Origin of the sequence: Synechococcus sp. WH 5701, from assembly GCF_000153045.1 — a bacterium.
Classification (GTDB): domain Bacteria; phylum Cyanobacteriota; class Cyanobacteriia; order PCC-6307; family Cyanobiaceae; genus Regnicoccus_A; species Regnicoccus_A antarcticus.
On the sequence record NZ_CH724160.1, the window covers coordinates 279,371 to 304,382 of the forward strand.

Annotated in this window: 22 protein-coding genes and 1 pseudogene; 15 read left to right on the forward strand and 8 right to left on the reverse strand. The window is 67.1% G+C overall.

What is annotated here, in order from left to right; all coding sequences use genetic code 11:
* Positions 1 to 342 precede the first annotated feature (342 nt).
* Entirely contained in the window at positions 343 to 1,200 is an 858-nt protein-coding gene (locus tag WH5701_RS11475) for a DUF6671 family protein (RefSeq protein WP_006172551.1), read from the forward strand.
* A 122-nt stretch (positions 1,201 to 1,322) separates the two neighbouring features.
* Here WH5701_RS11475 and WH5701_RS11480 read toward each other — a convergent pair whose 3' ends face one another.
* Positions 1,323 to 1,637: a hypothetical protein gene (locus WH5701_RS11480; RefSeq protein ID WP_037981031.1), complete on the reverse strand. Its 315-nt coding sequence runs from the start codon at positions 1,635 to 1,637 to the stop codon at positions 1,323 to 1,325.
* Between the two features lie 35 nt (positions 1,638 to 1,672).
* Positions 1,673 to 2,668, reverse strand: a complete 996-nt coding sequence (locus tag WH5701_RS11485) for a sodium-dependent bicarbonate transport family permease (protein ID WP_006172554.1) — start codon at positions 2,666 to 2,668, stop codon at positions 1,673 to 1,675.
* A gap of 826 nt (positions 2,669 to 3,494) precedes the next feature.
* Here WH5701_RS11485 and WH5701_RS11490 point away from each other — a divergent pair.
* From WH5701_RS11490 to WH5701_RS11525, 8 genes and pseudogenes are all read left to right on the forward strand, one after another.
* Positions 3,495 to 5,234: a diflavin flavoprotein gene (locus tag WH5701_RS11490; protein WP_006172555.1), complete on the forward strand. Its 1,740-nt coding sequence runs from the start codon at positions 3,495 to 3,497 to the stop codon at positions 5,232 to 5,234.
* Between the two features lie 31 nt (positions 5,235 to 5,265).
* Positions 5,266 to 7,350, forward strand: coding sequence for an acyltransferase family protein (locus WH5701_RS15785; protein WP_006172556.1), 2,085 nt, complete (start codon positions 5,266 to 5,268; stop codon positions 7,348 to 7,350).
* Complete coding sequence (locus tag WH5701_RS11500) at positions 7,347 to 9,164, forward strand: diflavin flavoprotein (RefSeq protein ID WP_006172557.1); 1,818 nt, start codon at positions 7,347 to 7,349, stop codon at positions 9,162 to 9,164. The genes WH5701_RS15785 and WH5701_RS11500 overlap by 4 nt, the downstream gene beginning before the upstream one ends.
* A gap of 73 nt (positions 9,165 to 9,237) precedes the next feature.
* Positions 9,238 to 9,951, forward strand: coding sequence for a rubrerythrin family protein (locus WH5701_RS18695; protein WP_006172558.1), 714 nt, complete (start codon positions 9,238 to 9,240; stop codon positions 9,949 to 9,951).
* Between the two features lie 71 nt (positions 9,952 to 10,022).
* A complete protein-coding gene (locus WH5701_RS11510) occupies positions 10,023 to 11,084 on the forward strand; it encodes an alkene reductase (RefSeq protein WP_006172559.1) in 1,062 nt (353 codons plus the stop codon).
* Positions 11,081 to 11,802: pseudogene (locus WH5701_RS11515) on the forward strand (pirin family protein). Before WH5701_RS11510 ends, WH5701_RS11515 begins: the two are co-directional and overlap by 4 nt.
* Positions 11,799 to 12,350: a DUF924 family protein gene (locus tag WH5701_RS11520; protein WP_006172562.1), complete on the forward strand. Its 552-nt coding sequence runs from the start codon at positions 11,799 to 11,801 to the stop codon at positions 12,348 to 12,350. The pseudogene WH5701_RS11515 and the gene WH5701_RS11520 overlap by 4 nt, the downstream one beginning before the upstream one ends.
* A gap of 127 nt (positions 12,351 to 12,477) precedes the next feature.
* Positions 12,478 to 12,705, forward strand: coding sequence for a hypothetical protein (locus WH5701_RS11525; protein WP_006172563.1), 228 nt, complete (start codon positions 12,478 to 12,480; stop codon positions 12,703 to 12,705).
* A gap of 19 nt (positions 12,706 to 12,724) precedes the next feature.
* Here the strand turns inward: WH5701_RS11525 and WH5701_RS18440 are convergent, their stop codons facing one another.
* From WH5701_RS18440 to WH5701_RS11545, 4 genes are all read right to left on the reverse strand, one after another.
* Complete coding sequence (locus WH5701_RS18440) at positions 12,725 to 13,039, reverse strand: hypothetical protein (protein ID WP_006172564.1); 315 nt, start codon at positions 13,037 to 13,039, stop codon at positions 12,725 to 12,727.
* Between the two features lie 140 nt (positions 13,040 to 13,179).
* Positions 13,180 to 16,101 carry an aminomethyl-transferring glycine dehydrogenase gene (gene gcvP / locus WH5701_RS11535; protein ID WP_232201967.1) on the reverse strand — a complete coding sequence of 974 codons (2,922 nt, stop codon included), beginning with the start codon at positions 16,099 to 16,101 and terminating at the stop codon, positions 13,180 to 13,182.
* Positions 16,102 to 16,262: 161 nt separating this feature from the next.
* On the reverse strand, positions 16,263 to 16,652 hold the full coding sequence (gene gcvH / locus WH5701_RS11540) for a glycine cleavage system protein GcvH (RefSeq protein WP_006172566.1): 390 nt from the start codon (positions 16,650 to 16,652) through the stop codon (positions 16,263 to 16,265).
* Between the two features lie 52 nt (positions 16,653 to 16,704).
* Positions 16,705 to 17,979 (reverse strand): methionine gamma-lyase family protein, encoded by a 1,275-nt coding sequence (locus WH5701_RS11545; protein ID WP_037981033.1) that lies wholly within the window; start codon positions 17,977 to 17,979, stop codon positions 16,705 to 16,707.
* A gap of 259 nt (positions 17,980 to 18,238) precedes the next feature.
* Between WH5701_RS11545 and WH5701_RS11550 the strand changes: the two genes are divergently transcribed.
* Positions 18,239 to 19,162 carry a fatty acid desaturase gene (locus tag WH5701_RS11550; RefSeq protein WP_037981309.1) on the forward strand — a complete coding sequence of 308 codons (924 nt, stop codon included), beginning with the start codon at positions 18,239 to 18,241 and terminating at the stop codon, positions 19,160 to 19,162.
* Here the strand turns inward: WH5701_RS11550 and WH5701_RS11555 are convergent.
* Positions 19,132 to 19,893: a hypothetical protein gene (locus WH5701_RS11555; RefSeq protein WP_006172569.1), complete on the reverse strand. Its 762-nt coding sequence runs from the start codon at positions 19,891 to 19,893 to the stop codon at positions 19,132 to 19,134. The two genes, WH5701_RS11550 and WH5701_RS11555, sit on opposite strands and share 31 nt — an antisense overlap.
* A 55-nt stretch (positions 19,894 to 19,948) precedes the next feature.
* Here WH5701_RS11555 and WH5701_RS11560 point away from each other — a divergent pair, with 55 nt between their 5' ends.
* From WH5701_RS11560 to WH5701_RS18065, 5 genes are all read left to right on the forward strand, one after another.
* Positions 19,949 to 20,887 (forward strand): fatty acid desaturase, encoded by a 939-nt coding sequence (locus tag WH5701_RS11560; protein ID WP_006172570.1) that lies wholly within the window; start codon positions 19,949 to 19,951, stop codon positions 20,885 to 20,887.
* Positions 20,888 to 20,968: 81 nt separating this feature from the next.
* A complete protein-coding gene (rplI, locus tag WH5701_RS11565) occupies positions 20,969 to 21,427 on the forward strand; it encodes a 50S ribosomal protein L9 (RefSeq protein WP_006172571.1) in 459 nt (152 codons plus the stop codon).
* 112 nt (positions 21,428 to 21,539) lie between these two features.
* A complete protein-coding gene (gene dnaB, locus WH5701_RS11570) occupies positions 21,540 to 23,009 on the forward strand; it encodes a replicative DNA helicase (protein ID WP_006172572.1) in 1,470 nt (489 codons plus the stop codon).
* A gap of 55 nt (positions 23,010 to 23,064) precedes the next feature.
* Positions 23,065 to 23,595, forward strand: coding sequence for a hypothetical protein (locus WH5701_RS11575; RefSeq protein ID WP_006172573.1), 531 nt, complete (start codon positions 23,065 to 23,067; stop codon positions 23,593 to 23,595).
* Positions 23,596 to 23,667: 72 nt separating this feature from the next.
* Positions 23,668 to 23,898, forward strand: a complete 231-nt coding sequence (locus tag WH5701_RS18065) for a hypothetical protein (protein ID WP_006172574.1) — start codon at positions 23,668 to 23,670, stop codon at positions 23,896 to 23,898.
* A gap of 222 nt (positions 23,899 to 24,120) precedes the next feature.
* Here WH5701_RS18065 and WH5701_RS11585 read toward each other — a convergent pair whose 3' ends face one another.
* A complete protein-coding gene (locus WH5701_RS11585; RefSeq protein ID WP_006172575.1) occupies positions 24,121 to 24,984 on the reverse strand; it encodes a transglutaminase family protein in 864 nt (287 codons plus the stop codon).
* Between the last annotated feature and the right edge of the window lie 28 nt (positions 24,985 to 25,012).

Here is a 25,012-nt window from a genome sequence, read left to right on the forward strand (position 1 = left end):
GACGACACGGTGTGTCATCCCAGGCGGGCAGGATTCAGAGTGAAGAAAAGATCAGGCAGGCAATCGGATTAGGACGTAGAGGCAAAAATCCGATTGCTTAATCAAGGGGCCTCAGGGATGGGTCATTGGGTCACCGTTGCGGCGGTCGAGAGACCTTAATGGCAAGTCTTGATCACTGGGCATTTTTGCCTGGCAGAATTTCGTATGCCAGCGATAAGTCCAGGCAATCAATCGCACCAATCCACCGGAATCAAGCACAACAAGGACCGCAGACTTGGCCTCCCCTTTGTTTAGGGTGGTGGTCTCAAGTCCGGATTCCAGCCCGGAGCACCAGCGCCAGAAATGGAGCGTTACCGCGGCCGTGCTGCCGCCCTGGCCACCATGCATGGCAAGGAGAGGGCCTTCGCTCGTCCCTTTCGTGCCCTGCTTGGCCTGGACGTTGCTCTGCCGCCGGAGCTCGACACCGATCAGCTGGGCAGCTTCGACGGACGGGTGCCGCGTGCGGGCAGCGCCGAGCAAGCCTGCCGCCACAAGGCCCTCGTGGGCATGGCTTCCCTCGGCCTGCCGCTGGGCATGGCCAGTGAGGGCAGCTTCGGCCCCCACCCGGCTCTGCCCGTCCTGGCGGCCGGCCTGGAGGTGATGGTGTTCCTGGATCAGGACCACGGGCTGGAGATCTGGGAGCGGCTGATCGCCCGCCGCACCAACTTCGACCACCGCTGTGCCGCCGAGCTGGCGGGACTGGAAGGCTGGCCTCAACGGGTGGGCTTCCCCGACCACGGCCTGATCGTGCGCCCCGAGCAGCCCTGGTCTGGCGCCGACGATCTGCTCTTCAAGGATCTGCAGGATCAGCTCCAGCTGGCTGAGGCGATCGGCGCAGCCGCGGCCGGCTCCATCAACGGCCGGGCCCTGGTGGAGACCGACATGCGCGCCCACCGCAACCCCACCCGCATGGCCTGCCTGCGCACCCTGGCCACCAGACTGGCCAGACGGATCTCCACCCCCTGCCCTGCCTGCGGCGCTCCAGGCTGGGGGCGGGTGGAGGTGGTGCCTGGCCTTCCCTGCGGTTGGTGCACTCAGCCCACCTCCCTGGCGCGCGCCGAGCTCTTCGGCTGCGTCAGCTGCTCCCACACCGAGGAGCTCCCCCGCCCCGATGGATGGGCCAAGGCGGACCCACAGCACTGCCCGCTGTGCAATCCCTGAACATCACCACCGCCGATGCGGGGCCCGCCCCCATCAAGACCACCCGAAACGAAAACTCGGCCAGGCGCAAGCACACAGCCGAGATACCTATCGCCTATCTGATCAGATCAACTCTGATCTGATCAGAACTTGTGATCGCGCAGGGCTTCAACCTGGTAGATATAAGTAATAATCGAGTAGTCCGCGTAATACTTGGCTTCGATCTCATGGACGATCTTGTCGGCCAGCTCGCGGGTGCCAGTGAGCACCTCGATTTTCACATTGGAGAGAGTATGCGAGACGACTGGATCTCCCGTGGAGCGAACATTGCGGCTGCCTTCGCCTCCAGCTGCATTCACGGTGTAACCGGTGGCACCGGCCGCCTTGATGAGCTTGATGAGTTTCTTGGAGAGGATTTCCTCCCCAACGATCACTAGCTTCCAGACCTGTTGACTCATGACTTTAACTTGCGATTGGTTTTGATTTTAAAAGCTTAACCACCGATCATCTGAGCAATCCCAATGAACAGAGGGATGCAGATGGCGATCGCCACCGGAGTGCCGATGGCCGTGGAGGCGCCGATGTAGGCGGAGGGATTCGCCGAGGGAATGCCAGCGCGAAGGGTCGGCGGGCCGGAAATATCCGAGCTCGACGCGGCGATCACCGCCAGCACGACAGCTCCACCGATGCTGAAGCCCGTGATCTTGTGAATGACAAGGCCAAGACCGAAGGCCAGAAAACCATGCAGGATTGGCGCAAAGAAAGCATAGATGGCAAACCACTGGGCAACCTTGCGCAGCTCATTCATGCGCTGGGCGGCCTCCATCCCCATGATGATCATCAGAATCGAGAGGAAGCCGCGGAACAGAGGATTGAAGAAGCTCTCATAGACGGGCTCTGGCTTGGTGAGAATGCCAAGCGCCACACCCAGAAGCAGCGACGTGACGGCCGAGCTCTGCACGCTTTCCTTGATGATCGACCAGATCTCGACTTTCTCGGCAGCCTTGCCGGTCTTCTTGCTGAGGTAGACGCTGGCCACCACGATCGCCGTCACCAGGGCCGGGATGTCCATGAAGGGATAGAGGGCCGCCGTCCAGGCCTCATAGGGGATCTTGGCGGTATCCAGCTGCGGCAGAACAGCGGCCAGAGTGGAGCCACTCACCGCGCCGAACAGACCACCGGTGGCCACGGCGTCAGGCACGTTGATGCCTGGCAGTTTCCCCAGGGTGTAACGACCGATGAACACGATCACGATGCCAAGCGCCACAGCCGCGAGTGCCGGGAGGAAGATCTCGGTGGGGTTGGAATTGCGAATGGCGATGCCACCGGTCAATCCGATCTTCAGCAGCAGGAAGAAAGTGATGAACCTGTAGATGGAATCTGGAATGGCCAGCTGGCTGCCGAATGAGGCAACGACCATGCCTCCGATCAGGAAGCCAAGTGTTGGAGACTGAAGCTGCTTGATGAAAAGTGTGATGAATTCGGACAAGTCAGATCCTCTGTTGTTTTGGTGATTTAGGACACTGAGTTAGATGGAGACATGGGACGAGGAATGCCCCATGTTTTCAACCAGATTGATGGGCCTCAGCCCGCGTCAGCCAGCGGGCCGGCAGGCACCGGAACCGCTGACATCGCCATAGGCAGTAACGAAGCCACATGCCGTGATTTAGATGCCCGGGAGGAGCCCAGGACTGCGAAACGTCGGAGGCAGTCAGCCGTCGTGAGGCTGTCAACCTTGGTGGTCGGGGGGCATGTTAGGTCTCAGGCGGGTGGGCCTGGCCTCACCCTTGATTCTGAACTGTGCCGGGAAAGTTCAGACGAGCCGTCCCTTTGGCGGTGCCTGTTCAGTCAAGGGTCATGGGTTCCTGGCTGAAATGGGAGGGGAGGTGATTGATGGTCATGCCAGGCGCTGGAAACTGGGCAGAGGGCCAAGGCAATTCGCGACTGGACTGGGGCTAGAGGGCCGAATTCCCTGAGAATTCAAGAGCTCTCAGAGGTGTGACATGGCTGGCGAATAAATAAGTTCGGGAGACGTTAATTCGATCCCCGTGGCACTGGGTGCCTTGTTAAGCAAAGAGTTGCAAATCCCACAGATAAGCTTGGATTATCTGACGGCAGAGTGATCGACGCATGGAAGGCAAAGTCGCAACACTTGCCCCTGCCAGCCGCTGCCGGCCTTGTGGTCCCCCGCTGGACCAAGCCGCGCCTATGGCTGCCATCAGAAGCCCGAATCGGCCTGGCCCCGCCCGGGCGTCTCCGGAGACAAGGAAATCCCGAAGGCGTTTCTAGAGTCGACGCCCTCGCAGACGCCGTCGATGACCGTCGCCACCGCTGCACCACCCCGCCTCTCCCTCCAATCCGCAGAGATCGGAGCCGATACCACCACCATCCGCTCCCTCGACTGGGAGCGCAGCCGCTTCGACATCGAGTTCGGTCTGCGCAACGGCACCACCTACAACTCCTTTTTGGTGCGGGGGGAGCGCACCGCCCTGATCGACACCAGTCACCTCAAATTCGCCGACACCTGGCTGCCCCTGCTGGAGGAGCAGATCGATCCGCTGGCCATCGATCACCTGATCGTGTCCCACACCGAGCCCGACCACTCCGGCCTGATCGGCCACCTGCTGGAGCGCAATCCCGAGATCGAGATCGTGGCCTCGAAAGTGGCGATCCAATTTCTCGCCGATCAGGTGCACAGGCCCTTCCGCAGCCGGGCGGTGAAGAGCGGTGAGGAACTCGATCTGGGCGTCAATCCCAGCAGCGGCGTGCAGCACCGTTTCGAGTTTCTGAGCGCCCCCAACCTGCACTGGCCCGACACGATCTTCTCTTTCGATCACGGCACGGGCATCCTCTTCACCTGCGATGCCTTCGGTCTGCATTACTGCGGCGACGACATCTTCGATGTCGATCCCGGCGCCATTGCCCCCGACTTCCGCTTCTATTACGACTGCCTGATGGGCCCCAACGCCCGCAGCGTGCTGCAAGCCCTCAAGCGCATGGATGCCCTGCCGCCGATCCGGATGATCGCCACCGGCCATGGCCCGCTGCTGCGCGATCACCTCGGCCTCTGGACCGGCGACTACCGCGACTGGAGCAGCCAGCGCAGCGCCGGCGAAACCTACGCCGCGGTCTGCTACGTCAGCCAGTACGGCTTCTGTGACCGGCTCAGCCAGGCCATCGCCCGCGGCATCGGCAAGGCCGAGGCCCAGGTGCAGCTGGTGGATCTGCGCGCCACCGACGCCCAGGAACTGGCGGCCCTGGTGGGCGAGGCCAGCGCCGTGGTGGTGCCCACATGGCCGGCCAAGGCCGATCCGGAGCTGCAGCAGTCGATCGGCACCCTGCTGGCGGCCCTCAAACCCAAGCAATGGGTGGCGGTCTACGACGCCTACGGCGGCAACGACCAGCCGATCGACAGCGTCGCCGCCCAGCTGCGCAGCGTGGGACAGAAAGAGGCCTTCGAGCCGCTGCGCATTCGCCAGGTGCCCGACGGCAACGACTACCAGCGCTGCGAAGAGGCCGGCACTGACCTGGGCCAGCTGCTCACCCGTGCCCGCACGATCGCCGCGATGAAGTCGCTCGATGGCGACCTCGACAAGGCCCTCGGGCGCCTCAGCGGCGGGCTTTACATCGTCACCGCCCGCCAGGGGGAGCGCAGCAGCGCCATGGTGGCCAGCTGGGTGAGCCAGGCCAGCTTCGATCCGCCGGGCCTCTCGATCGCCGTGGCCAAGGACCGGGCCATCGAGGCCCTGATGCAGGTGGGCGACCGCTTCGTGCTCAACGTCCTGCGCGAGGACAACCACCAGGAGCTGCTGCGGCACTTCCTCAAGCGCTTCCCGCCCGGGGCCGATCGCTTCTCCGGTGTCTCCACCCTTGATGGGGTGTCCGCGGGCGGTCCGGTGCTGGGCGATGCCCTGGCCTTCCTGGGTTGCCGGGTGGTCCAGCGCATGGAGGGCCCCGACCACTGGATCATCTACGCCGAGGTGGAGGAGGGCACCGTGGCCGACAGTGAAGCCACCACCGCCGTGCACCACCGCAAGGTGGGCAACCATTACTGAGCCAAATCTGCAGCCGCTCCTCACCCACTCCATGGCCAACAGCGCCGCCGGCTCCAGCACCTACCGGCCGGAGATCGATGGGCTGAGGGCGCTGGCGGTGGTCGCGGTGATCATCAATCACTTCGATCAGAGGCTCCTGCCCAGCGGCTACCTCGGCGTCGACATCTTTTTTGTCATCTCCGGCTTCTTCATCACCGCGTCGTTGACACGGGCACAGGCACAGCCGCGGCCGAGCGGCTTTCTGCTGGAGTTCTACAGCCGCCGCATCAAGCGCCTGCTGCCGGCCCTGCTGGTCTGCGTCGCCGTGACCAGCCTGTTCATCGCGCTGTTCGATCGCCATTCAGCCGTCTCCCTGACCACCGGGATCACGGCACTGTTCGGCGTGTCCAACATTTATCTGCAGAGCCAGGCGACGGATTACTTCGCCCGATCCACCGAGCTCAACGCCTTTACCCACACCTGGTCGCTGGGGGTGGAGGAGCAGTTCTACCTGCTGTTTCCGGTGGTGATCCTGCTCTGCGGCTCCCTCTTCGCTGGCCGGCGCAGCTCCAGGTCGCTCATCTGGGTCATCGCCACGCTCAGCGGGGCGTCGCTGCTGGCCTTCATCGCCCTGAGCGAGCGGGATCCCTCCGCGGCCTACTTCCTGATGCCGACCCGCTTCTGGGAGCTGGGGGCCGGCGGTCTGCTGGTTCTGCTCCTGGGCTCCAGGAGAGGGACGAGGTTCTTTGAACGGCTGTCGCCCATGCCGGCCCTGGGCCTGCTGCTGCCGGTGGCGCTGCTGCCTCGGGAGTTTCAAGTGGTGGCAACGATCTCTGTTGTGCTGCTCACGGCGCTGCTGATCGCCACGGTGCGACCAGGCAGTCGCCCTCAGCTCTGGCTGGCCACGCCCTGGCTGGTGCGGCTCGGCGTGCTGTCGTATTCGCTCTACCTCTGGCACTGGAGTGTGCTGGCCATCAGCCGCAGAACGATCGGCATTCAGTGGTGGACGATTCCGATCCAGATCGCCCTGATCCTGCTGCTCGCCACACTCACCCTGCGCTACATCGAAACCCCTCTGCGCAAGGCCCGCTGGTCGATCGATCAGCGCATCACCCTCGGCCTCGGCCTGCTCGGCGCCGTGCTCACCGCCCTTCCTCTCTGGGCCCTGAGCAGCCCCTTGAGCGGCAGGGCCTATCTGGGCGATCGCACCCTGGTGGATGGCATCCGCGACGGCGGCCCCCTGCAGGTGAGGGGCACGGAGATCAATCCACCGAATTGTGCCTCCGACAGCAAGGACGCGACCGTGCTGGCCAGTGCCGCCTCCTTTGCGGCCTATGCCGAAAGCTGCACGGGCCTCCCCCCTGCTGCGGCCGCTGGCCAGCCACCGCAGCCGGCGGCCCGTCACATCTTTGTGGTGGGTGACAGCCATGCCATGGCCTTATCGCCCCTGGCCGACCGGCTCTTCGCCACAGGCCTCTATGGGATCACGCTCTTCGGCAGGCCCGGATGCCCATTCCCGGCCACCCGCTTTGGCACCACCAACCCCGACTGCAACCGTTTCCTGCAGCTGTCGCAAACCTATCTTCTCGGCCAAGCCCGGGCCGGGGATGTGGTGGTGGTGGTGGGCTACTGGCTGAGCTATCTGGGAGATCGCTCCAAGCTCAAGGACACCCGCGACAGCTTTGTGGACTCCAGAGGTGTGCCCCTCAACCGTGGTCCGGCCAAGGCCTCCCAGTATCTCGAGGCCCTCGAGGCCTTCGCCGCCAAAGCCTCAGATCGGGGCCTGCAGACCGTGTTGCTCGGTGCCACCCCACGCAATCCCGATTACGACCTCTGCTTTCAGGAATGGTTCAGCCTGCAGGCGGTGAGGAACTGTGAGCGGCAGGTGGTGCGACAACTCGGCCATGCCCGTGCCATGAATGCCGTTCTCAAATCCAGGCTCTCGCCGCGCATCCGCTTTGTCGATCCCATCCCGATCCTCTGTCCGGGCGAGTGCGACAACGCCTCGCTGTCCTCCTTGCTGAGGGACACGGACCATCTCTCCAGCGTGGCCGTCCTTGCCCTGCAGGTCCGCTTCCTCGCCCTGCTCGAACCCTCCCTCGATACCAGCCGTCCCCTCACCCGCCCTCACCCATGACCCGTGACCGCCGCGTCATCCTGCTGCCGATCGAGCCGGGACTGATCTGCCTGCGGGGCCTCAGCCCCAAGCGTCTGCGCTTCGAGGTGGAATACGGCCTGGAGCGGGGCACCACCGCCAATGCGTTTCTGTTCGAGGCCGGCAGCAGCACAGGTGGCGCCCCGATCCCCCCGGTGCTGGTGCATCCGCCGGGGGCCTCGTTTTCGGAGCCGTTCCTGGAGCAGCTCAGTGAGCTGGTGCCCAGCGACGCGGCCCTGAAGGTTGTGGTCGGTCACCTCAACCCCAACCGGGTGACGCTGCTGCGGGAGCTGGCGCTGCGCTGGCCGGCCCTGATGCTGGTGGCCTCCAACGCCGGCGCCCGGCTGCTTGAGGAGCTCTGGAGCCAGCGCAAGCCCACCTCTCCTGCTGTCGCCGATGCGGAGGCCGAGCCCCCGCTGCCGCCGCTGCCGCCGATCGATGTGATCAAACAGGAAGTGAGCCGGGAGCTGGCGAACGGCTACCGGCTCACCCTGATCCCCACCCCCACCCCCCGCTGGCCCAGTGCCCTGGTGGCCTTCGAGGAGCGCACCGGCCTGCTGATGAGCGGCAAGTTCTTCGCCGCCCACCTCTGCAGCGAGAGCTGGGCCGAGGCCAACCGCGACAGCACGGAGGAGGATCGCCGCTACTTCTACGACTGCCTGATGGCGCCGATGGCCCGCCAGGTGGAAACGGTGGTCGACCGCCTCGATGAGCTGCCGATCCGAACGATCGCGCCGGGCCACGGGCCGGCGATCAGCGAAAGCTGGCGCAGTCTGCTGGCCGATTACCGCCGCTGGGGCGAAAGCCAGGAGAAGGCCCAGCTCTCGGTGGCCCTGCTCTATGCCAGCGCCTACGGCAACACCGCCGCCATCGCCGACGCCCTGGCCCAGGGGGTGGCACGCACAGGGGTCCGGGTCGAGAGCCTGAACTGCGAATTCGCGCCCCCCGAGCAGCTCCTGCAGACGATCCGCGGCTGCGACGCGCTGATGATCGGCTCCCCCACCCTCGGGGGCCATGCCCCGACGCCGATCGTCTCGGCCCTGGGCACCCTGCTGGCGGAGGGCGACCGCGAGAAGCCGGTGGGCGTGTTTGGCAGCTTCGGCTGGAGTGGCGAGGCCATCGATTTGCTCGAGAGCAAGCTGCGCGACGGGGGCTTCCGCTTCGCCTTCGAGCCGATCCGGGTGAAGTTCAGCCCCGATGGTGCCACCCTCAAACGGCTGGAGGAAACCGGCACGGCCCTGGGGCGAGAGCTTCAACAGCGCCAGAAGCGCCAGAAGCGGGTGGCCGCCGGTGGCCTGAGCGAAAGCCGCAGCAACCCGGCGGTGCTGGCGCTTGGGCGCGTGGTGGGCTCCCTCTGCGTGCTCACCACGCGCAAGGGGGAGGGAGAGAACGCCCTGGCGGGAGCAATGGTGGCCAGCTGGGTCAGCCAGGCCAGCTTCAGCCCGCCGGGCTTCACGGTGGCGGTGGCCAGGGACCGCGCCGTTGAGGCCCTGCTGCATGTGGGCGATGCGTTCGCCCTCAACGTGCTGGCCGCCGGGCGGGAAAGCGGGCCGATGAAGCAGTTCCTGCAGCCCTTTCCCCCCGGCGCCGACCGCTTCGCGGGGCTGGAGCTGGAGAGCAGCCCAGGGGGCCAGCCTGTGTTGCCGGAGGCCCTGGCCTGGCTGGAGGCCCGGGTGAGCCAGCGGATGGAGTGCGGGGATCACTGGCTGATCTACGCCGAAGTGAGCCACGGCGCCCTGCTGGATCCCTCCGGCACCACGGCGGTGCACAAGCGGCGCAGCGGGGCCAACTACTGATCCCGCTAACTCATACTCAGTCCGACTTAGTGCTAGGGTCTGGGGAGACCGGCCAACCCGCTCCTCTGTGTCCATGGATCTCTCCAACCCCGTCACCAGCGCCAACCTCGAAGCCGCCTTCGGCGGCGAGAGCATGGCCAACCGCAAATACCTCTTCTTCGCCGATGTGGCCAAGAAGCTGGGCAACGCCGAGCTGGCCCGCCTCTTCCGCGACACCGCCAACCAGGAGACCGAGCACGCCTTCGCCCATTTCCGCCTGCTCCATCCCGAGCTGGTGGTGGCTGATCCCGCTTCCCTCAGCGACGAGCAGAAGCAGGCGGTGCTCGCCCGCTGCCTGGAGCTGGCGATCGAAGGCGAAACCTACGAGTACACCACCATGTATCCGGAGTTCGCCGCCGCTGCCCGCTCCGAACGCGATGCCTCGGCCGAAGCCGAATTCAACGAGCAGATCGCCGAATCGGAAGACCATGCCGGAGTCTTCCGCAAGGCCGCCAGCAACTTCGGCTTCCTCACCCCCATCGAGCACCACCATGCCGACCGCTACGGCATCGCCCTGAAGGCCCTCTCCGGTGAGGGCACCGCTGGTGCAGCCAGCGAGCCGCTGCCCGGCCTCTGGATCTGCAAGGCCTGCTCGATGATCTACGACCCCGCCATCGGCGATCCCGACTCCGGCATCGCCGCCGGCACCCCCTTCGAGGCCATCCCCGACGACTGGGAATGCCCGATCTGCGGGGTCCGCAAGGCCAGCTTCGAGCCCTACCGCGAGCCTCAGCTGCTGGCGGCCTGATCCCTGTCCTGACTCGATCGCCGGCTGCCCCCGAGCGCCGCACTCATCTCTGACACCCTCACGTTCCCACGATGGCCGACCTGTTCACTCCCCTGCGGCTCGGCCCCCTGGAGCTGCCCAACCGGGTACTGATGGCGCCCCTCACCCGTTCACGGGCCGAGGTGGGCCATGTGCCCGGCCCGCTGATGGCGGAGTACTACGCCCAGCGGGCTTCGGCTGGGCTGATCATCGCCGAGGCCACGATGGTGATGGAGGGGGAGTCGTCGTTCATCCGTGAGCCGGGCATCCATTCCAAGGCCCAGGTCGACGGCTGGACGCTCACCACCGACGCGGTTCACGCGGCGGGAGGCCGCATCGTGCTGCAGCTCTGGCACGGGGGACGGGCCTGCCACCCGCTCCTCAACGGCGGCCGGCAGCCGGTGGCCCCCAGCCCGATCGCCATCAGCGGCGATGAGATCCACACCCCAGAGGGCAAGAAGCCCTACGTGGTGCCGCGGGAGCTGGCCGACGCTGAGCTGCCCGCCATCGTGGCCGGGTTCCGCCAGGCTGCCCGCAACGCCATCGCTGCCGGTTTCGACGGTGTGGAGGTGCATGGCGCCAACGGCTATCTGCTCGATGAATTCCTGCGCGACGGGAGCAACCGCCGCGCTGGCCCCTATGGCGGTCCGATCGAGAACCGGGCCCGCCTGGTGCTCGAGGTGATCGAGGCGGTGCGCCAGGAAGCGGAGCTGGTGGGACTGCGGATCTCGCCGCTCAACAGCTACAACGCCATGGTCGATTCCGATCCGGTCGGCCTCACCCGCTGGCTGGCGGAGCGGCTCAATAGCTGCGGTCTGGAGTATCTCCATGTGATGCGCGGCGATCTCCTCGGCCAGCAGCATGGGGATGTGCTCACGCCGGTGCGTGAACACTTCAACGGCACCCTGATCGCCAACATGGGGTACGACGGCAGCGAGGCCACAACAGCCATCGCCGCCGGCGCCATCGACGCGGTGGCCTTCGGCACGGCCTTCCTGGCCAACCCCGATCTGCCCGAGCGCCTGCGGTGTGGGGCCCCGCTCAACAGCCCCGACCCCGCCACCTTCTACACCCCGGGCCCCGCGGGGTACACCGACTACCCCGCCCTGCCATGACCACCACCCCACGCACCGAAACCCTGCTGCGCCCGGCGGCCGAGCGCTTCCATGGCCGGCTCGACTGGCTGGAGAGCTGGCACACCTTCAGCTTCGGCCACCACTACGACCCTGCCTGGATGGGCTACGGCCCCCTGCGGGTGATCAACGAGGACACCATCGCCCCGGGCCGTGGTTTCGGGATGCATCCCCACAGCGACATGGAGATCATCACGGTGATGGTGGAGGGGGAGCTCAGCCACCGCGATTCGATGGGCCATGGCGCCGTGCTGAGGGTGGGGGAGGTGCAGCGCATGAGCGCCGGCACCGGGGTGGTCCACAGCGAGATCAATGAATCGGGCAGCCCCTGCCGGCTGCTGCAGATCTGGATCGAGCCCAGCAGCCGCGGCATCAAGCCGGCCTATGAGCAGAAGCCTTCAGCTTCGGCGACGACTGGACCCTGCTGCTTGATCCCCAGCAGACTCAGGGCGCCATGGCGATCCATCGGCCGGTGCGGCTGTGGCGGGCCCAGCCCGGCGAAGGCGTCAGCCTGGAGCTTCCTCTGGCGGCGGGGCGCCAGGCCTGGCTGCAGCTGATCGATGGTGCCGTGGATCTGAGCGGTCCGGATGGGAGCCAGCCCCTGGGGGCCGGTGATGGCCTCGGCTTCCTGGCCGTGGGATCAGGGAAGCTCACCGCCAGGGCTGCCGGCACCGATCTGTTGCTGTTCGAGCTGGCATGAGCGATCCTGCCGCCCGCGATCTGCTGCACTTCTGGTTCGAGGAGTGCCAGCCGGTCCAGTGGTTCCGCAAGGATCCCGACTTCGATCAGCAGGTGCGCGAGCGCTTCGGGGTGCTCTGCGAGCGGGCCCTGGCCGGGGAGCTGCGACCGTGGGCAGACGATCCCGACTCAGCGCTGGCGCTGGTGCTGCTGCTCGACCAGCTGCCGAGACAGCTCTGGCGCGGGACGCCCGAGGCTTTCGCCGGGGATGCCGCGGCCCTGGAGCTGAGCCTGCGGGCCCTCGCCATGGGCTGGATCGAAGCCGAACCCCAGCGCGAGCGGCGCCAGTTCTGGCTGATGCCCCTGATGCACAGCGAGGACCTGGCGATCCAGGAGCAGGGGCTCAAGCTGTTCGAGCGCTTCTGTGATGCCGAAACCACAGCGTTTGCCGGCCGCCACCGGGATGTGATCGCCCGTTTCGGGCGCTTCCCCCACCGCAACGAAGTCCTTGGGCGCAGCTCCAGCACCGAGGAACTGGCGTTTCTGAAGCAACCGGGCTCCCGTTTCTGAAGGCTCCACCGTTCCACCGGCAATTCATGACGAATCATGACCGTTTTTCGGAAAGGCAGCCTGTGATGCTGCGCCTGATCAGCCCTGCCCCTGCAATGGATTCCGACGTTCCATCGCGCGCCTGGTCATGGCGACCCACGATCCCTACGCCCCTGCCCTGCGCGTGGTCCCCGACCTGGAACCCAAGCGCTGGATCGTTCGCTACCGCGGCTTCGTGCTGATGCCCCAGGCCGATCTCACCTGGCTGGTGCGGCCTGAGCGCAGCCCGATGCCGGTGCTGCCTTTCCGCACCCCTGCCAGCTCTCTGGCGGACGTGAAGGCCCTGGTCGACTGGCGCCTCACCCTGGCTGCCTGAGCAGAGCCCCCTGAGGGGCTCAGGCCGCCTGCGGCGGCGTGGGGGTGGGGCCGCCGGCAGCCTGGAACGTCAGCACCACGGTGGCCCAGCGCTCCGGGCGCTCGCTGCGATGGCGCTTGGCCTGACGCACCCCGAAAGGAACCCGCAACACATTGGTGCCCTCTTCGCGGAAGATCTCTCCCCTGTCATGGGAATGGACGAGGGCGGTGGACACGGCCGGCAGGGACGGACCCGGCTTGGACGGCGAACCCGGCTGGCTGGCCGCCTGGGCATCAGCCCTCACCAGGCGACGAATGGCCGCAGGACCGGAAGTGTCGTCGTTGTTGCCGTTCATGGATGGGTCGGCGTGGCCTATGGGCGGATCGAAAGGGACAGCGGAACCGGAACTACCGGCCGCATTTCTCACAGATCATTGAAAAGAAGCAACCCCTGGATTCAAAAGAAAACCTGTGGATTGATCAACTTGGCGGGATCTTAACGCCCATGGCCAGCCAGGGCTGGTGCCGTGGCTACCCCTTCCGGGACCGACCCCAGGGACACCGCCGCCAGCTCCTCCACCGATGGGCAAGTGCAGACCAGATTCCTGTCGCCGTAGGCGTTGTCGATGCGGGCCACCGCCGGCCAGAACTTGGTGGCGTACTGGCCCTCCCCGGCGGGGAAAGCAGCCTGCTGCCGGCTGTAGGGACGGCCCCAGTCATCAGCGGTGACGGCCGCCAGGGTGTGGGGCGCACGCTTGAGCGGGTTGTCGAGGGGGTCCACCTGGCCGGCCTCGATCGCCGCAGCTTCGGCTCGGATCGCGATCAGGGCCTCGCAGAAGCGATCGATCTCCGCGAGCGATTCGCTCTCCGTGGGCTCCACCATCACGGTGCCGGCCACGGGCCAGCTCACGGTGGGGGCATGGAAGCCATAGTCCATCAGGCGCTTGGCCAGATCATCCACCTCCAGGCCGGCGCTGCGCTTGAGCGGACGCAGATCGAGGATGCACTCATGGGCCACCCGCCCGCCCGGTCCGCGGAAGAGCACGGGGTAATGGGGCTCCAGGCGCTCGGCGATCACATTCGCCGCTAACAGGGCCACGGCGCTCGCCCTGCGCAGGCCGGCGCCACCCATCATGCGGATGTACATCCAGCTGATCGGCAAGATGCCGGCGCTGCCCCAGCGAGCAGCCGCCACCGCGCCGATGCCCTGGACCTGACCGGGCAGGAACGGCACCAGATGAGCGGCCACCCCGATGGGCCCCACCCCGGGACCGCCGCCCCCGTGAGGGATGCAGAAGGTCTTGTGCAGGTTGAGGTGGCACACATCGGCGCCGTAGAGGCCCGGCTTGGCCAGGCCCACCTGGGCGTTGAGGTTGGCCCCGTCGAGATACACCTGACCTCGATGGCGATGGATCACGTCGCAGAGTCGGCGGATGCCGGGCTCGAACACCCCGTGGGTGGAGGGGTAGGTGACCATCACCCCCGCCAGGGAGGCGGCGTGGGTCTGGGCCTTGGCCTCCAGATCCTCCAGGTCGATGTTGCCCTTGGCGTCACAGGCCACGGGCACCACCCGCAGACCCGCCATCACCGCGCTGGCCGGGTTGGTGCCATGGGCGCTGGTGGGGATCAGGCAGATGTCGCGGTGACCGTCGCCACGGCTGCGGTGCCAGGCGCGGATCACCAGCAGGCCGGCGTATTCCCCCTGGGAGCCGGCATTGGGCTGCAGCGACACACCGGCGAAACCGGTGATCGCCGCCAGCCAGCTCTCCAGATCAGCGATCAGACGGGCATACCCCCGGGCCTGGGAGGGCGGCGCCATGGGATGCAGGTCGGCGAACTCACTCCAGCTCACCGGAGCCAGCTCGGCGGCGGCGTTGAGCTTCATCGTGCAGCTCCCCAGCGGGATCATCCCGTGCACCAGGGAGAGATCGCGGGAAGCCAGGCGCTGGATGTAACGCAGCAGCTCAGATTCGCTGCGGTAGCGCTGGAAGGCCTCCTGCCGCAACCAGGGGCCCTCGCGCAGGGGCAACCCCGCCAGCAGCTCCTGATCATCAGCCAACTCGGCCAGCAGGGCGGCGGTTGAGGGCACATCGGCGCAAGCGGCGCCCGCGGCGAACAGCGCCAGCAACTGGTCGAGCTCGGCGGCATCGCTGCGCTCATCGAGGCTGAGGGCCACCCCCTCCAGCGGCCCGCCTGGAGCCATGAGCGGCCGGAGGTTGAAGCCGGCCACCTCCGCCCGCTCCAACAGCGGGGCGGCCTCGGCCGTGAGCACGCTGAGGGTGCCGAAAGAGGGGCCGGGCTCGAGCTGGAAGCCGAGGCGGGTGAGCCCCAGGGCCAGGGCAGCGCGCAGGCGCAAAACCTGCCGGGCAATGGCGCTGAGCCCCTCAGGCCCGTGGTGCACGGCATAAAAACCGGCCATCACCGCCAGCAGCACCTGGGCGGTGCAGATGTTGCTGGTGGCCTTGTCGCGGCGGATGTGCTGCTCGCGGGTCTGCAGGGCCAGGCGCAGGGCCGGGCGGCCTTCGGCATCGAGCGAGCGACCCACCAGGCGGCCAGGGATCTGACGCTTGTGGGCCTCGGTGGTGGCGAAGAAGGCGGCGTGGGGTCCACCGAAGCCCAGGGGCACCCCGAAGCGCTGGCTGCTGCCGATGGCGATGTCGGCGCCGAGGGCGCCCACAGGGGCCAACAACACCTGGGCCAGGGGATCGATCGCCACGGTGACCATGGCGCCAACCTGGTGGGCCGCCGCGATCACCGCGCTGGGATCGAGCAGGCGGCCACGGCTGCCAGGCAGTTGCAGCAGCACCCCGAAGACATCGGAGCCGAAGAACTGATCACCAGAAGCGGCCTTGGCCGCGCTGCTGCTGGCTGCAGAAGCCGTGGCTGGATCGAAGGTCTCGATCAGGATCCCCAGGGGCTCGGCCCGGGTGCGCAGCACCTCCAGGGTCTGGGGAAACACCTGCTCATCCACAAGGAAACGGCGGGCCTCGCTCCGGCGGCAGGCGCCTGCACTGAGCGACATCGCCTCGGCCGCCGCGGTGGCCTCATCCAGCAGCGAGGCGTTGGCGATCGGCAGGGCCGTGAGCTCGCTGATCAGGGTCTGGAAATTGAGCAGGGCTTCCAGCCGTCCCTGGGCGATCTCCGCCTGGTAGGGGGTGTAGGCGGTGTACCAAGAGGGGTTCTCCAGCACATGGCGCTGGATCAGGGCCGGGGTGGCGGTGCCGTAGTACCCCAGGCCGATCAGGCTGCGACGCACCTGGTTGAGGGAAGAGATCCGGCGCAGTTCCGCCAAGGCCTCGGCTTCCCCCACGCCCTCGGGCAGATCCTGCTCGGCGGCGCTGGCTGGAATCAGGATGTCAGCGGGAACGACTTCAGCCACGAAGCCCTCCAGATCAGCGCAACCCAGGCGCTCCAGCATCCGGGCCTGCTCAGCGGCGGATGGGCCCAGATGGCGTTGCAGAAAAGGGGAGAATTCCCGGGGGGCGCCGGCCACGGCGCTGTCGCTGCTGCTCTCGACGCTCACGCCACCGGTCCGGCTTAAGGCTGGATCCTAGGGACTTCACCCTGGCAAGCCAGCGCTCACGAGCCCTCCAGCTTGGCTCGGTAGCTGGCGGGCTCCAGCAGGTCGTCGAGCTGGGCGGGATCGCTGGGGCGCAGCAGCAGCAACCACCCCTCCCCATAGGGATCGTTCTGCAGTTCCTCGGGGCTGGAGAGCACCGCCTCGTTGCGCAGCTCCACAGTGCCGCTGATCGGGGCGTACATCTCCTCGACGGCCTTGACCGATTCCACCGTGCCGAAACTGCTGCCGCGCTCCAGATGAGTGCCGGTTTCGGGCAGTTCCACAAAGACGATGTCGCCGAGCTGGTCGACGGCGAAGGCACTCACCCCCACCCGCACCAGCTCCCCCTCCGGGCGCACATATTCATGGCTGTCGGCGTAGCGGCAGTCGTCGGGGACCTGGAGGGCCATCGCGGACCGAAAGACGGTTGGGTCCAGTGTGGCTCCCGGGGGGCCGCCGTGCTCAGGAGCATCCTCCGGGACCGAGGGCCGCCAGAGCCCGCTCCAGCGCCAGGGCCACGTGGCTGCGGTGGGTGCCGCCCTGACTGAAGAGCACGTAGGGCTCGCGCAGGGGGCCGTCAGCCGAGAACTCGCTGGTGCTGCCGTCGATGAAGCTGCCGCCAGCCATCACCAGCTCGCTGGCGTAACCGGGCATCGATGCCGGCACCGGATCGAGATAGCTCCCCACCGGCGAGCACGACTGGAAGGCCCGGCACACCTGGATCAGGGGCTCGGGGGCACCAAAGCGCACCGCCTGGATCAGGTCGCTGCGGTGCTCCCCCACCCTTGGTTGAACGGCGTAGTCCAGGTCACTGAACACCGCGGCGGTGAGTTCGGCACCGATCAGGGCTTCCGACACCATCTGGGGCGCCAGGAACAGCCCCTGGAACAGCAGGCGATAGAGATCGAAACCGGTGCCGCCCTCGCTGCCGATGCCTGGCGCCGTGAGCCGGCAGCAGGCCTGCTCCACCAGCTCGGCGCGGCCGGCCACGTAACCGCCGGTGGGGGCGATGGTGCCGCCGAGATTCTTGATCAGCGAGCCGGCGATCAGGTCGGCTCCCACTGCCGGCGGCTCGAGGGGCTCGACGAATTCGCCATAGCAGTTATCGACGAAGCGGATGCAGCCGGGCTGAAGGGCCTCCACCCGCTCGCAGAGACGGGCGATCGACTCCAGGCTCAGGGAGGGCCGCCAGCTGTAGCCGCAGCTGCGCTGAATCAGCACCATGCGCGTGGGCAACGCCAGGGCCGCAGCCAGGCCGTCCTCATCCACCGCGCCGGCGGCCGTGAGCGGCAGCTCGTCGTAATCAATGCCGAATTCGGCCAGGGAGCCCTGACCACGGCCGCGCAGACCGATCACCTCTTCAAGGGTGTCGTAGGGGCGGCCGGTGAGGGCGAGCAGGCGATCACCAGGGCGCAACACACCGAACAGGGCAGCGGCGATGGCGTGGGTGCCGCTGACGAACTGCAGGCGCACGGCAGCAGCTTCGGCCCCGAGAACCCGCGCGAAGACCCGATCGAGCACCTCCCGGCCCAGATCGCCGTGGCCATAGCCACTGACGGAGGCGAAGTGGTGGGTGCCGAGCCGCTCGGCCGCAAAGGCGTCGAGCACCCGCGCCAGTGCCGGCTGGACGGCAGCGGTGCGTGCCGCGGCCACCGGAGCGATCCGCTCGGCGGCCGCGGCCACCCGATCCCGGGCCCAGCCGGTGTGGGGCCCAGCGCTCGTTGCCGTTGTCGTCATGGCCTGAAACCGGCTCACGGCGCCATGCTGCCTTGGGGCTTCCATCACGCCGCTAGATTTCACCGCGATGCATCGGCTACATATCAGCCGGCATCCCAGGTCAGGGTCTCACCTCAGCCTGATGGGTTCCCTGCAACGGGATCGCCCGCCGCAGGGGAGATGACGGACTCAAGCCTGCGCCACCATCGCGAGAGTTCATTTGGTTGCCGCTTCAGATCCAGCATCCGCCTTGCCCCAGATCGGGTCTGCGGGTCAGGCCTTGCGGGGCCACGCCGCCGAGCATCAGGACGCCGCCGTCCGCGCCTCAGTGAGCGGACGCCGTCAGCCACTTCCCCCCAGCCAACGCAAGTACAAGTTCGGCACCACCAGCTTCATGCTGGCGATCCACGTGGGTGCCGTCTTCGCACTGTTGCCGCGCTTCTGGAGCTGGCAGGCGGTGGTGGTGCTGGCGGCCCTCTACTGGACCACGGTGCTGGGCGTGACCCTGGGGCTGCACCGCCTGCTGGCTCACCGCAGCTTCGTGGCGCCGAAATGGCTCGAGCGCACCCTGGTGCTGATGGGCAGCCTGGCCTGCCAGAGCGGCCCGATCGAGTGGGTGGGGCTGCACCGCCACCATCACAAGTATTCCGACCAGCCCAACGACCACCACGATGCCGGCCGCGGCCTGTGGTGGAGTCACAGCGACTGGATGCTGCACGACATTCCGGCGGTGCGCCAGATGGCTCGCTTCACCGGCGATCTCCAGCGTGATCCCCTCTACCGCTGGCTCGACCGCTGGTTCCTGCTGCTGCAGGTACCCCTGGGTGCCGCTCTCTGGTGGTACGGCGAGCGGGCCGGCGTACCCGGAGGCGGCCTGGGGCTGGTGCTCTGGGGAATCCCCCTGCGGCTGGCGATCGTCTACCACGTCACCTGGCTGGTGAACAGCGCCACCCACGCCTTCGGCTACCGCAACTTCGACAGCCCCGACCTCTCGCGCAACTGCTGGTGGGTGGCGGTCCTCTCCTTCGGCGAGGGCTGGCACAACAACCACCACGCTCACCCCGCCAGCGCCCGCCATGGCCTGCGCTGGTTCGAGTTCGACATCACCTGGCAGCACATCAAGCTGCTGCGCGCCCTGGGGCTGGCCAAACGGATCCGGGTGGCCCATGTGGGTCAGCCGCTGCCCTCGGCCACCAGCTCCTGACGGATCGCTTCGGCCAGATCCTCCCGGCCCGTCTGCTGCTGCAGGCGGGCTTTTTGGCGCAGCACCTCCAGGAAGCGGTCGGCGCTGATCTCCTGCTCTGCGGCCACTCCCAGCCCCACCAGGGTGCGGTGCAGGTCCATCAGCTCGGCATCGAGCTCGACGGCGCTGTAATCGCGCTGGCCACTCATCACCGCCGCGAAGCGATCCCGGCGCTGGGCCTTCGCCGCCGGATAGGCCGCCAGCACCTGGTCACGGCAGAGCCGCCAAGGCCGCCCTGCGCAAAGCAACTCCGCCAGGGCAAAGCTGAGGCCAGCGGCCTCGTCCTCGTCAATGCGCAGATCAAAGGCCCGCGGCGGAGGCACCAGGCCCACAAAGATCTCCAGCAGGTCGCCGGGCCCCAGGGGCACCCCGTCGTCGCTGAGCAGGGGCAGGGCCCCCTGGCCCAGGGCCTCGATCAGGTCAGGGTGGCCGGCCAGGGGAGCGCCGGGGGCACCGGCACCGGCGACCAGCCACTGGTTGATGCGCCCAAGGGCCAGAAACACCTCGGGGCCGGGGGAGGCGAGTTTGCGGTTGCGCAGCATCGAAACCTGGGAATTGTGGATCCGGCCCAGGTCGAGCACTTCGGCCAGGGCCGGCAGCACCCGGTGGGACCAGCCATTGCGCTCATGCCAGGCCCTGATCAGATACGAAAAAGCTTCGCGCCCTGATTCGATATCTGCTTGATATCCCACCTGATCTGGATTCGTACTGCTACTATTCTAAAAGACCGATCAGGAACCAGTCCCCATGACCGCCACCGTTCGGCGACCCTCCCCCCCGTCGGCCCGCTCCCTCTCCCGGGCCGAGGCCCTGCACCGCCCACGACGCGGTGAACCCACTCCCTCGGCGCCCAAGGGGACCCGCTGGGCCACGCTCGGTTTCATGGCCGTGGTCCATGCGCTGGCAGTGGTGGCCCTGCTGCCCCGGTTCTGGAGCGTGCCAGCCGTCGCCAGCATGCTTCTCCTCTACTGGATCACCGGCTGCCTGGGGGTCACCCTCGGCTATCACCGTCTGCTCGCCCACCGGGCCCTGCGGGTGCCCCAGTGGCTGGAGCGGTTCTTCGCCACCTGCGGCGCCCTGAGCTGCCAGCACGGTCCGATCGACTGGGCCGGACTGCACCGCCACCACCACAAGTTCTCCGACACCGAAGCCGACCACCACAACAGCCACAAAGGTTTCTGGTGGAGCCACATGGGCTGGATGTTCGAGGAGATTCCAGCCATGGCCGCGGTGCCCCGCCTCACCGGCGATCTGCAGCGCGACCCCTACTACCGCTGGCTCAACACCAACTTCCTGCTCCTGCAGATCCCTGTGGGCCTGCTCCTGTTCTGGATCGGCACCGCCACCGGTGCCGGCGGCTGGGCGCTGGTGCTCTGGGGCATCCCCCTGCGTCTGGTGGTGCTCTACCACTGCACCTGGCTGGTGAACTCCGCCACCCATTGCTGGGGCAGCGTGTCCCACGAAAGCGGCGACGAGTCGCGCAACAACCCCTGGGTTGCTGCGCTCACCTTCGGTGAGGGCTGGCACAACAACCACCATGCCTTCCCCCATTCGGCCCGTCACGGCTTCGGCGCCCGCCAGTTCGACCTCACCTGGCAGCACATCCGCCTGCTGAAGGCCCTGGGCCTGGCCACCCAGGTGCGCCTGCCCTCCGCCGCCGGCAAGGCCACGCAAGCGGTGATCTAGGATCTCTGATCGCTCCAGGATGCGGACCGTCACAGCGGCGGTCCTTGCCCGATCCCTACTTGTTCCCGCCGTTCTGTTTCCATGGCCAAGCGCGTCTCCGTCGTCCTCAGCGAGGACGTTTACAGCCTCGGCAAACAGGGTGACCTGGTGGAAGTGGCTCCTGGTTACGCCCGTAACTTCCTGCTTCCCCAGAGCAAGGCCGTTGCCGTCACGGCCGCCGTGCTGCGCCAGGTGGAGCACCGCCGCGCCAAGGAGGCCGAGCGGCAGGCGGCCCTGAAGCAGGAGGCCGAAGCCTTCCGCACGGCCCTGACCACGATCGGCCGCTTCACCGTCAAGAAACAGACCGGTGGCGACGACGTGCTTTTCGGCACCGTGACCAACGGCGATGTGGCCGAAGCGATCGAAGCGGCCACCAAGAAGGAACTCGACCGCCGCGACATCTCCGTTCCCGAGATCCATCGCACCGGCACTTACAAGGTGCAGGTGAAACTGCACCCCGAGGTCACCGCTGAAATCAACCTGGAAGTGGTCAGCCACTGAGCAGGCCCCATTCAGATTGGTCAGCGTCTGCGCCGGTCCCATGCGGGCCGGCGTTTTCTTTGGCGGCCACCCAAATCGCCCGTGCTCCCAAGCCCGGACCTAGCCTCAGTCGATGGTGAGTGTTCCCCTGCCAGCCCCTGATGGAGGTCCCGAGTGGGACACCGCTGGAGAGGGGAGCGACCGATCAGCAACGGCCGCCGCCGCTCTGACCCCGGCCTTTCGCCGCCGCGGCCGGGACCAGGATGAGGCCCGCTTCGAGGCCCTGCCCGATCAGGTCCCGCCCCAGAACCTGGAGGCGGAGGAAGCGGTGCTGGGCGGCATCCTGCTCGATCCCGACGCCCTCGGCCGCATTGCCGACGTGCTTCGCCCTGAAGCCTTCTACCTGGGCGCCCACCGCGAGATTTATCGCACCGCCCTGATGCTGCACGGCCAGGGCAAACCCACCGACCTCACGGCCATGGCCGCCTGGCTGGCCGACACCGGCCAGCTGGAGAAGGTTGGCGGCAGCAACCGGCTGGTGGAGCTGGTGGAGCGCACCCTCAGCACCGCCTCGATCGACCAGGTGGCCCGCCTGGTGATGGACAAGTACCTGCGGCGCCAGCTGATCCGCTCGGGCAACGAGGTGATCAAGCTCGGCTTCGATCAGGCCAAGCCGATGGAGCAGGTGCTCGATGAGGCCGAGCAGCAGATCTTCGCGATCAGCCAGGAAAAACCCTCCGTGGGGCTCACCCCCACCGCCGAGATCCTCACCAGCACCTTCAACGAGATCGAGAGCCGCTCCCTCGGTACCTCGGTGGCGGGCATCCCAGTCAACTTCTACGACCTTGACGCCATCACCCAGGGGCTGCAGCGGAGTGACCTGATCATCGTGGCCGGCCGGCCGGCGATGGGGAAGACCTCGATCGTGCTCAACATCGCCAAGAACGTGGCCCAGATTCATCAGCTGCCGGTGTGCGTGTTCTCCCTGGAGATGAGCAAGGAGCAGCTCACCTACCGGCTGCTGTCGATGGAGGTGGGCATCGAGAGCGGCCGGCTGCGCACCGGCCGCCTGCAGCAGGAGGAATGGCCGTTGCTGGGGCAGGGCATCAACACCCTCGGCCAGCTGCCGCTGTTCATCGACGACAAGCCCAATGCCGGTGTGCTGGAGATGCGCTCCCTCTGCCGCCGGCTGATGGCGGAGCAGGGCAAGGAGCTGGGGCTGATCGTGATCGATTACCTGCAGCTGATGGAGGGCTCCACCCCCGACAACCGGGTGCAGGAACTCTCCCGCATCACGCGGGGCCTCAAGGGCATGGCTCGGGAGCTGAACGTACCGGTGATGGCCCTCTCTCAGCTCAGCCGAGGCGTGGAGAGCCGCACCAACAAGCGGCCGATGCTCAGCGACCTGCGCGAATCGGGCTCGATCGAGCAGGACGCCGACCTGGTGCTGATGATCTATCGAGATGAGTACTACAACCCGGAAACGGCCGATCGCGGCATCACCGAAGTAATCGTGACCAAGCACCGCAACGGCCCGGTGGGAACGGTGAAGCTGCTGTTCGAGCCCCAGTTCACCCGCTTCCGCAACCTGGCAGCCCCCTGACCCACACTCGCCCGCACCGGCAGCAACATGGGGGCCAATGCCTTTCCGCCGATCGATGAGCGAGCCCCCCACCAACCCCTCCACTCAGCCGTCTGCCCTGGGCTGGATGCTGGCCCTGCGCTGGCCCATCGCCCTGGTGGCGGCCGTGGGGATCGGAGCGAGCACCCTGGGCAGGATCCTGCAGGAGCCGATCAAGATCGAGCTGGTGATGAAGAGCCCGTTGCCCGTGGCAGCCCAGGTGGATGTGGGTTCGATTCAGACGCCGCTGGTGGTCGAGAAGATTGCAGAACCGATCCGCACCGCTCCCATCAAAACGATTCCGATCATCGCAAAGGTGACCATGGCGGAACCAGTCGGCCTGGCCTCGCCCCTGGCCGTGAACGTACCCGAACTGAGCCGAGGGATCGGCGTCGACGTCAAGGGCCCCGTCGAGGCCAAGGTCAGCGGCGCGTTGAGCGCCCAGGTGGCCGGCGATGTGGGCGCCACGGTGCGCGGGGATGTGGGCGCCACAGTGAAGGGGAAGGTGGAGGTGGAGGCCAAGGTGACCAATCAGCTGGATCACCAGCGCATCCGGATCGGGTTATGACGCGAGGGCCAGGATCCGGTAACGGTGCATTGGAGACCAAAAGCATTCGATTTAGGGCTTGCTGCCCTGGGGGTGATCGGCTCGCCCGGTGGCGGCGGCATCATCACCGTGCGGCCGAGCACCAGCATCGTCAGCAAACAACGACTGGGTCAGTTGGTGGGCATCTCCGGCGCCAACAGTGGCGCCAAGGACCTCTCGCTCAACCGCGTTGTGATCCGCCCCGGCGGCAGCGCGGCGGCCCAGCGGCATCTGGGCTCGGAATCAGCGATCTACCTGTTGCAGGGCACCGTGCGCACACGCTAGAGCGAGCGCCTGGAGCATGCGGTGGTGAACCAAGCCGGTGATTTTCTGTTCATCCCGGCCGGTGTCCCGCACCAACCCACCAACCTCAGCAGCAGCGAAGCGGCCGTAGCGATCGTGGCCCGCAACGACCCGGATGAGCAGGAGCATGTGGAGCTGATCGACGCGGTGAGTTCAGCGGCTGGGAGTTCCCGCACGCCGGCCTGGTATCGACTTGAGAACGGCTCAGGGCGACTCCTCCAACCGCGTCACCCACACCCCCACGCTGAGGGTCGCGCCACTCGGCCCAACAAACGAGCCCGCCACCGGCGGTACGGCCTCGGGATGGCGGGCCACGGCCACGGCCATGTGGTGAGGGCCCGCGAGAGCGCCGATGGTGGGGTCGAAGCCTTTCCAGCCTGCACCGGGCAGGTAGACCTCCGCCCAGGCATGGGTGGACCCGGCGGCGGCGGCCGCCGCCGGGTCGTGGAGGTAGCCGCTCACGAAGCGGGCGGCGAAGCCCAGCTGGCGGGCGGCGCCCATGAACAGGGTGGCGAAATCGCGGCAGGAGCCAGAGCCGCCCGCCAGGGTGTGCTCAGCCGTCTGCACGCCCGGTTCCTCCCGGCGCTGGTAGCGCAGGCTGGCGTGGATGAGATCGCTGATCCGCTCCAGCAGCGCATAGGTCTCGATCCGCTCGCCAGGCTGGTGCAGACCCGCCAGCCAGTCCGTCAGGAGTGCAGAAGACCTGGCCCCGGGCTCCTGGCGGTAGGGAGCCAGCAGCAACTGGTCTTCGTCGCTGTAGCGGAACGGGAAGTGCGCCGCCTTCTCATCCACCAGGAAATCCAGGGGTGCCTGGTGGTACTGCTGGACCACCAACTCGCTCTCGATCAGGAGCTGGGCCGTGGGCTCGCGGAAGCTGGCGATCGCCACCGAGTTGTCCTCCGCGTCCCTGTGCCAGCGCAGCTTGGCCGGCGGTGTGATGCGCAGAGTGGAGGATTCGATCCGCAGCTCATGGCCCTCCCGTGGTCTGAGCCTGAGGGCATGGGCGTCAAGCCGTACGAGCGCCTCAAAGCTGTAGGTGGTGAGGTGCAGGATCCTGTAGCGCTGCATGGCCGTGGCAGTTCAGGGCGGTGAGGGG

Bases quoted from the DNA above. Each gene is read 5' to 3' on its own strand.
- WH5701_RS11475 (WP_006172551.1), top strand. From the start codon at position 343: ATGGAGCGTTACCGCGGCCGTGCTGCCGCCCTGGCCACCATGCATGGC.
- WH5701_RS11480 (WP_037981031.1), bottom strand. From the start codon at position 1,637: ATGAGTCAACAGGTCTGGAAGCTAGTGATCGTTGGGGAGGAAATCCTC.
- WH5701_RS11490 (WP_006172555.1), top strand. From the start codon at position 3,495: ATGACCGTCGCCACCGCTGCACCACCCCGCCTCTCCCTCCAATCCGCA.
- WH5701_RS15785 (WP_006172556.1), top strand. From the start codon at position 5,266: ATGGCCAACAGCGCCGCCGGCTCCAGCACCTACCGGCCGGAGATCGAT.
- WH5701_RS11500 (WP_006172557.1), top strand. From the start codon at position 7,347: ATGACCCGTGACCGCCGCGTCATCCTGCTGCCGATCGAGCCGGGACTG.
- WH5701_RS18695 (WP_006172558.1), top strand. From the start codon at position 9,238: ATGGATCTCTCCAACCCCGTCACCAGCGCCAACCTCGAAGCCGCCTTC.
- WH5701_RS11510 (WP_006172559.1), top strand. From the start codon at position 10,023: ATGGCCGACCTGTTCACTCCCCTGCGGCTCGGCCCCCTGGAGCTGCCC.
- WH5701_RS11520 (WP_006172562.1), top strand. From the start codon at position 11,799: ATGAGCGATCCTGCCGCCCGCGATCTGCTGCACTTCTGGTTCGAGGAG.
- WH5701_RS11525 (WP_006172563.1), top strand. From the start codon at position 12,478: ATGGCGACCCACGATCCCTACGCCCCTGCCCTGCGCGTGGTCCCCGAC.
- WH5701_RS18440 (WP_006172564.1), bottom strand. From the start codon at position 13,039: ATGAACGGCAACAACGACGACACTTCCGGTCCTGCGGCCATTCGTCGC.
- gcvP (WP_232201967.1), bottom strand. From the start codon at position 16,101: ATGCTGGAGCGCCTGGGTTGCGCTGATCTGGAGGGCTTCGTGGCTGAA.
- gcvH (WP_006172566.1), bottom strand. From the start codon at position 16,652: ATGGCCCTCCAGGTCCCCGACGACTGCCGCTACGCCGACAGCCATGAA.
- WH5701_RS11545 (WP_037981033.1), bottom strand. From the start codon at position 17,979: ATGACGACAACGGCAACGAGCGCTGGGCCCCACACCGGCTGGGCCCGG.
- WH5701_RS11560 (WP_006172570.1), top strand. From the start codon at position 19,949: ATGACCGCCACCGTTCGGCGACCCTCCCCCCCGTCGGCCCGCTCCCTC.
- rplI (WP_006172571.1), top strand. From the start codon at position 20,969: ATGGCCAAGCGCGTCTCCGTCGTCCTCAGCGAGGACGTTTACAGCCTC.
- dnaB (WP_006172572.1), top strand. From the start codon at position 21,540: ATGGTGAGTGTTCCCCTGCCAGCCCCTGATGGAGGTCCCGAGTGGGAC.
- WH5701_RS11575 (WP_006172573.1), top strand. From the start codon at position 23,065: ATGAGCGAGCCCCCCACCAACCCCTCCACTCAGCCGTCTGCCCTGGGC.
- WH5701_RS11585 (WP_006172575.1), bottom strand. From the start codon at position 24,984: ATGCAGCGCTACAGGATCCTGCACCTCACCACCTACAGCTTTGAGGCG.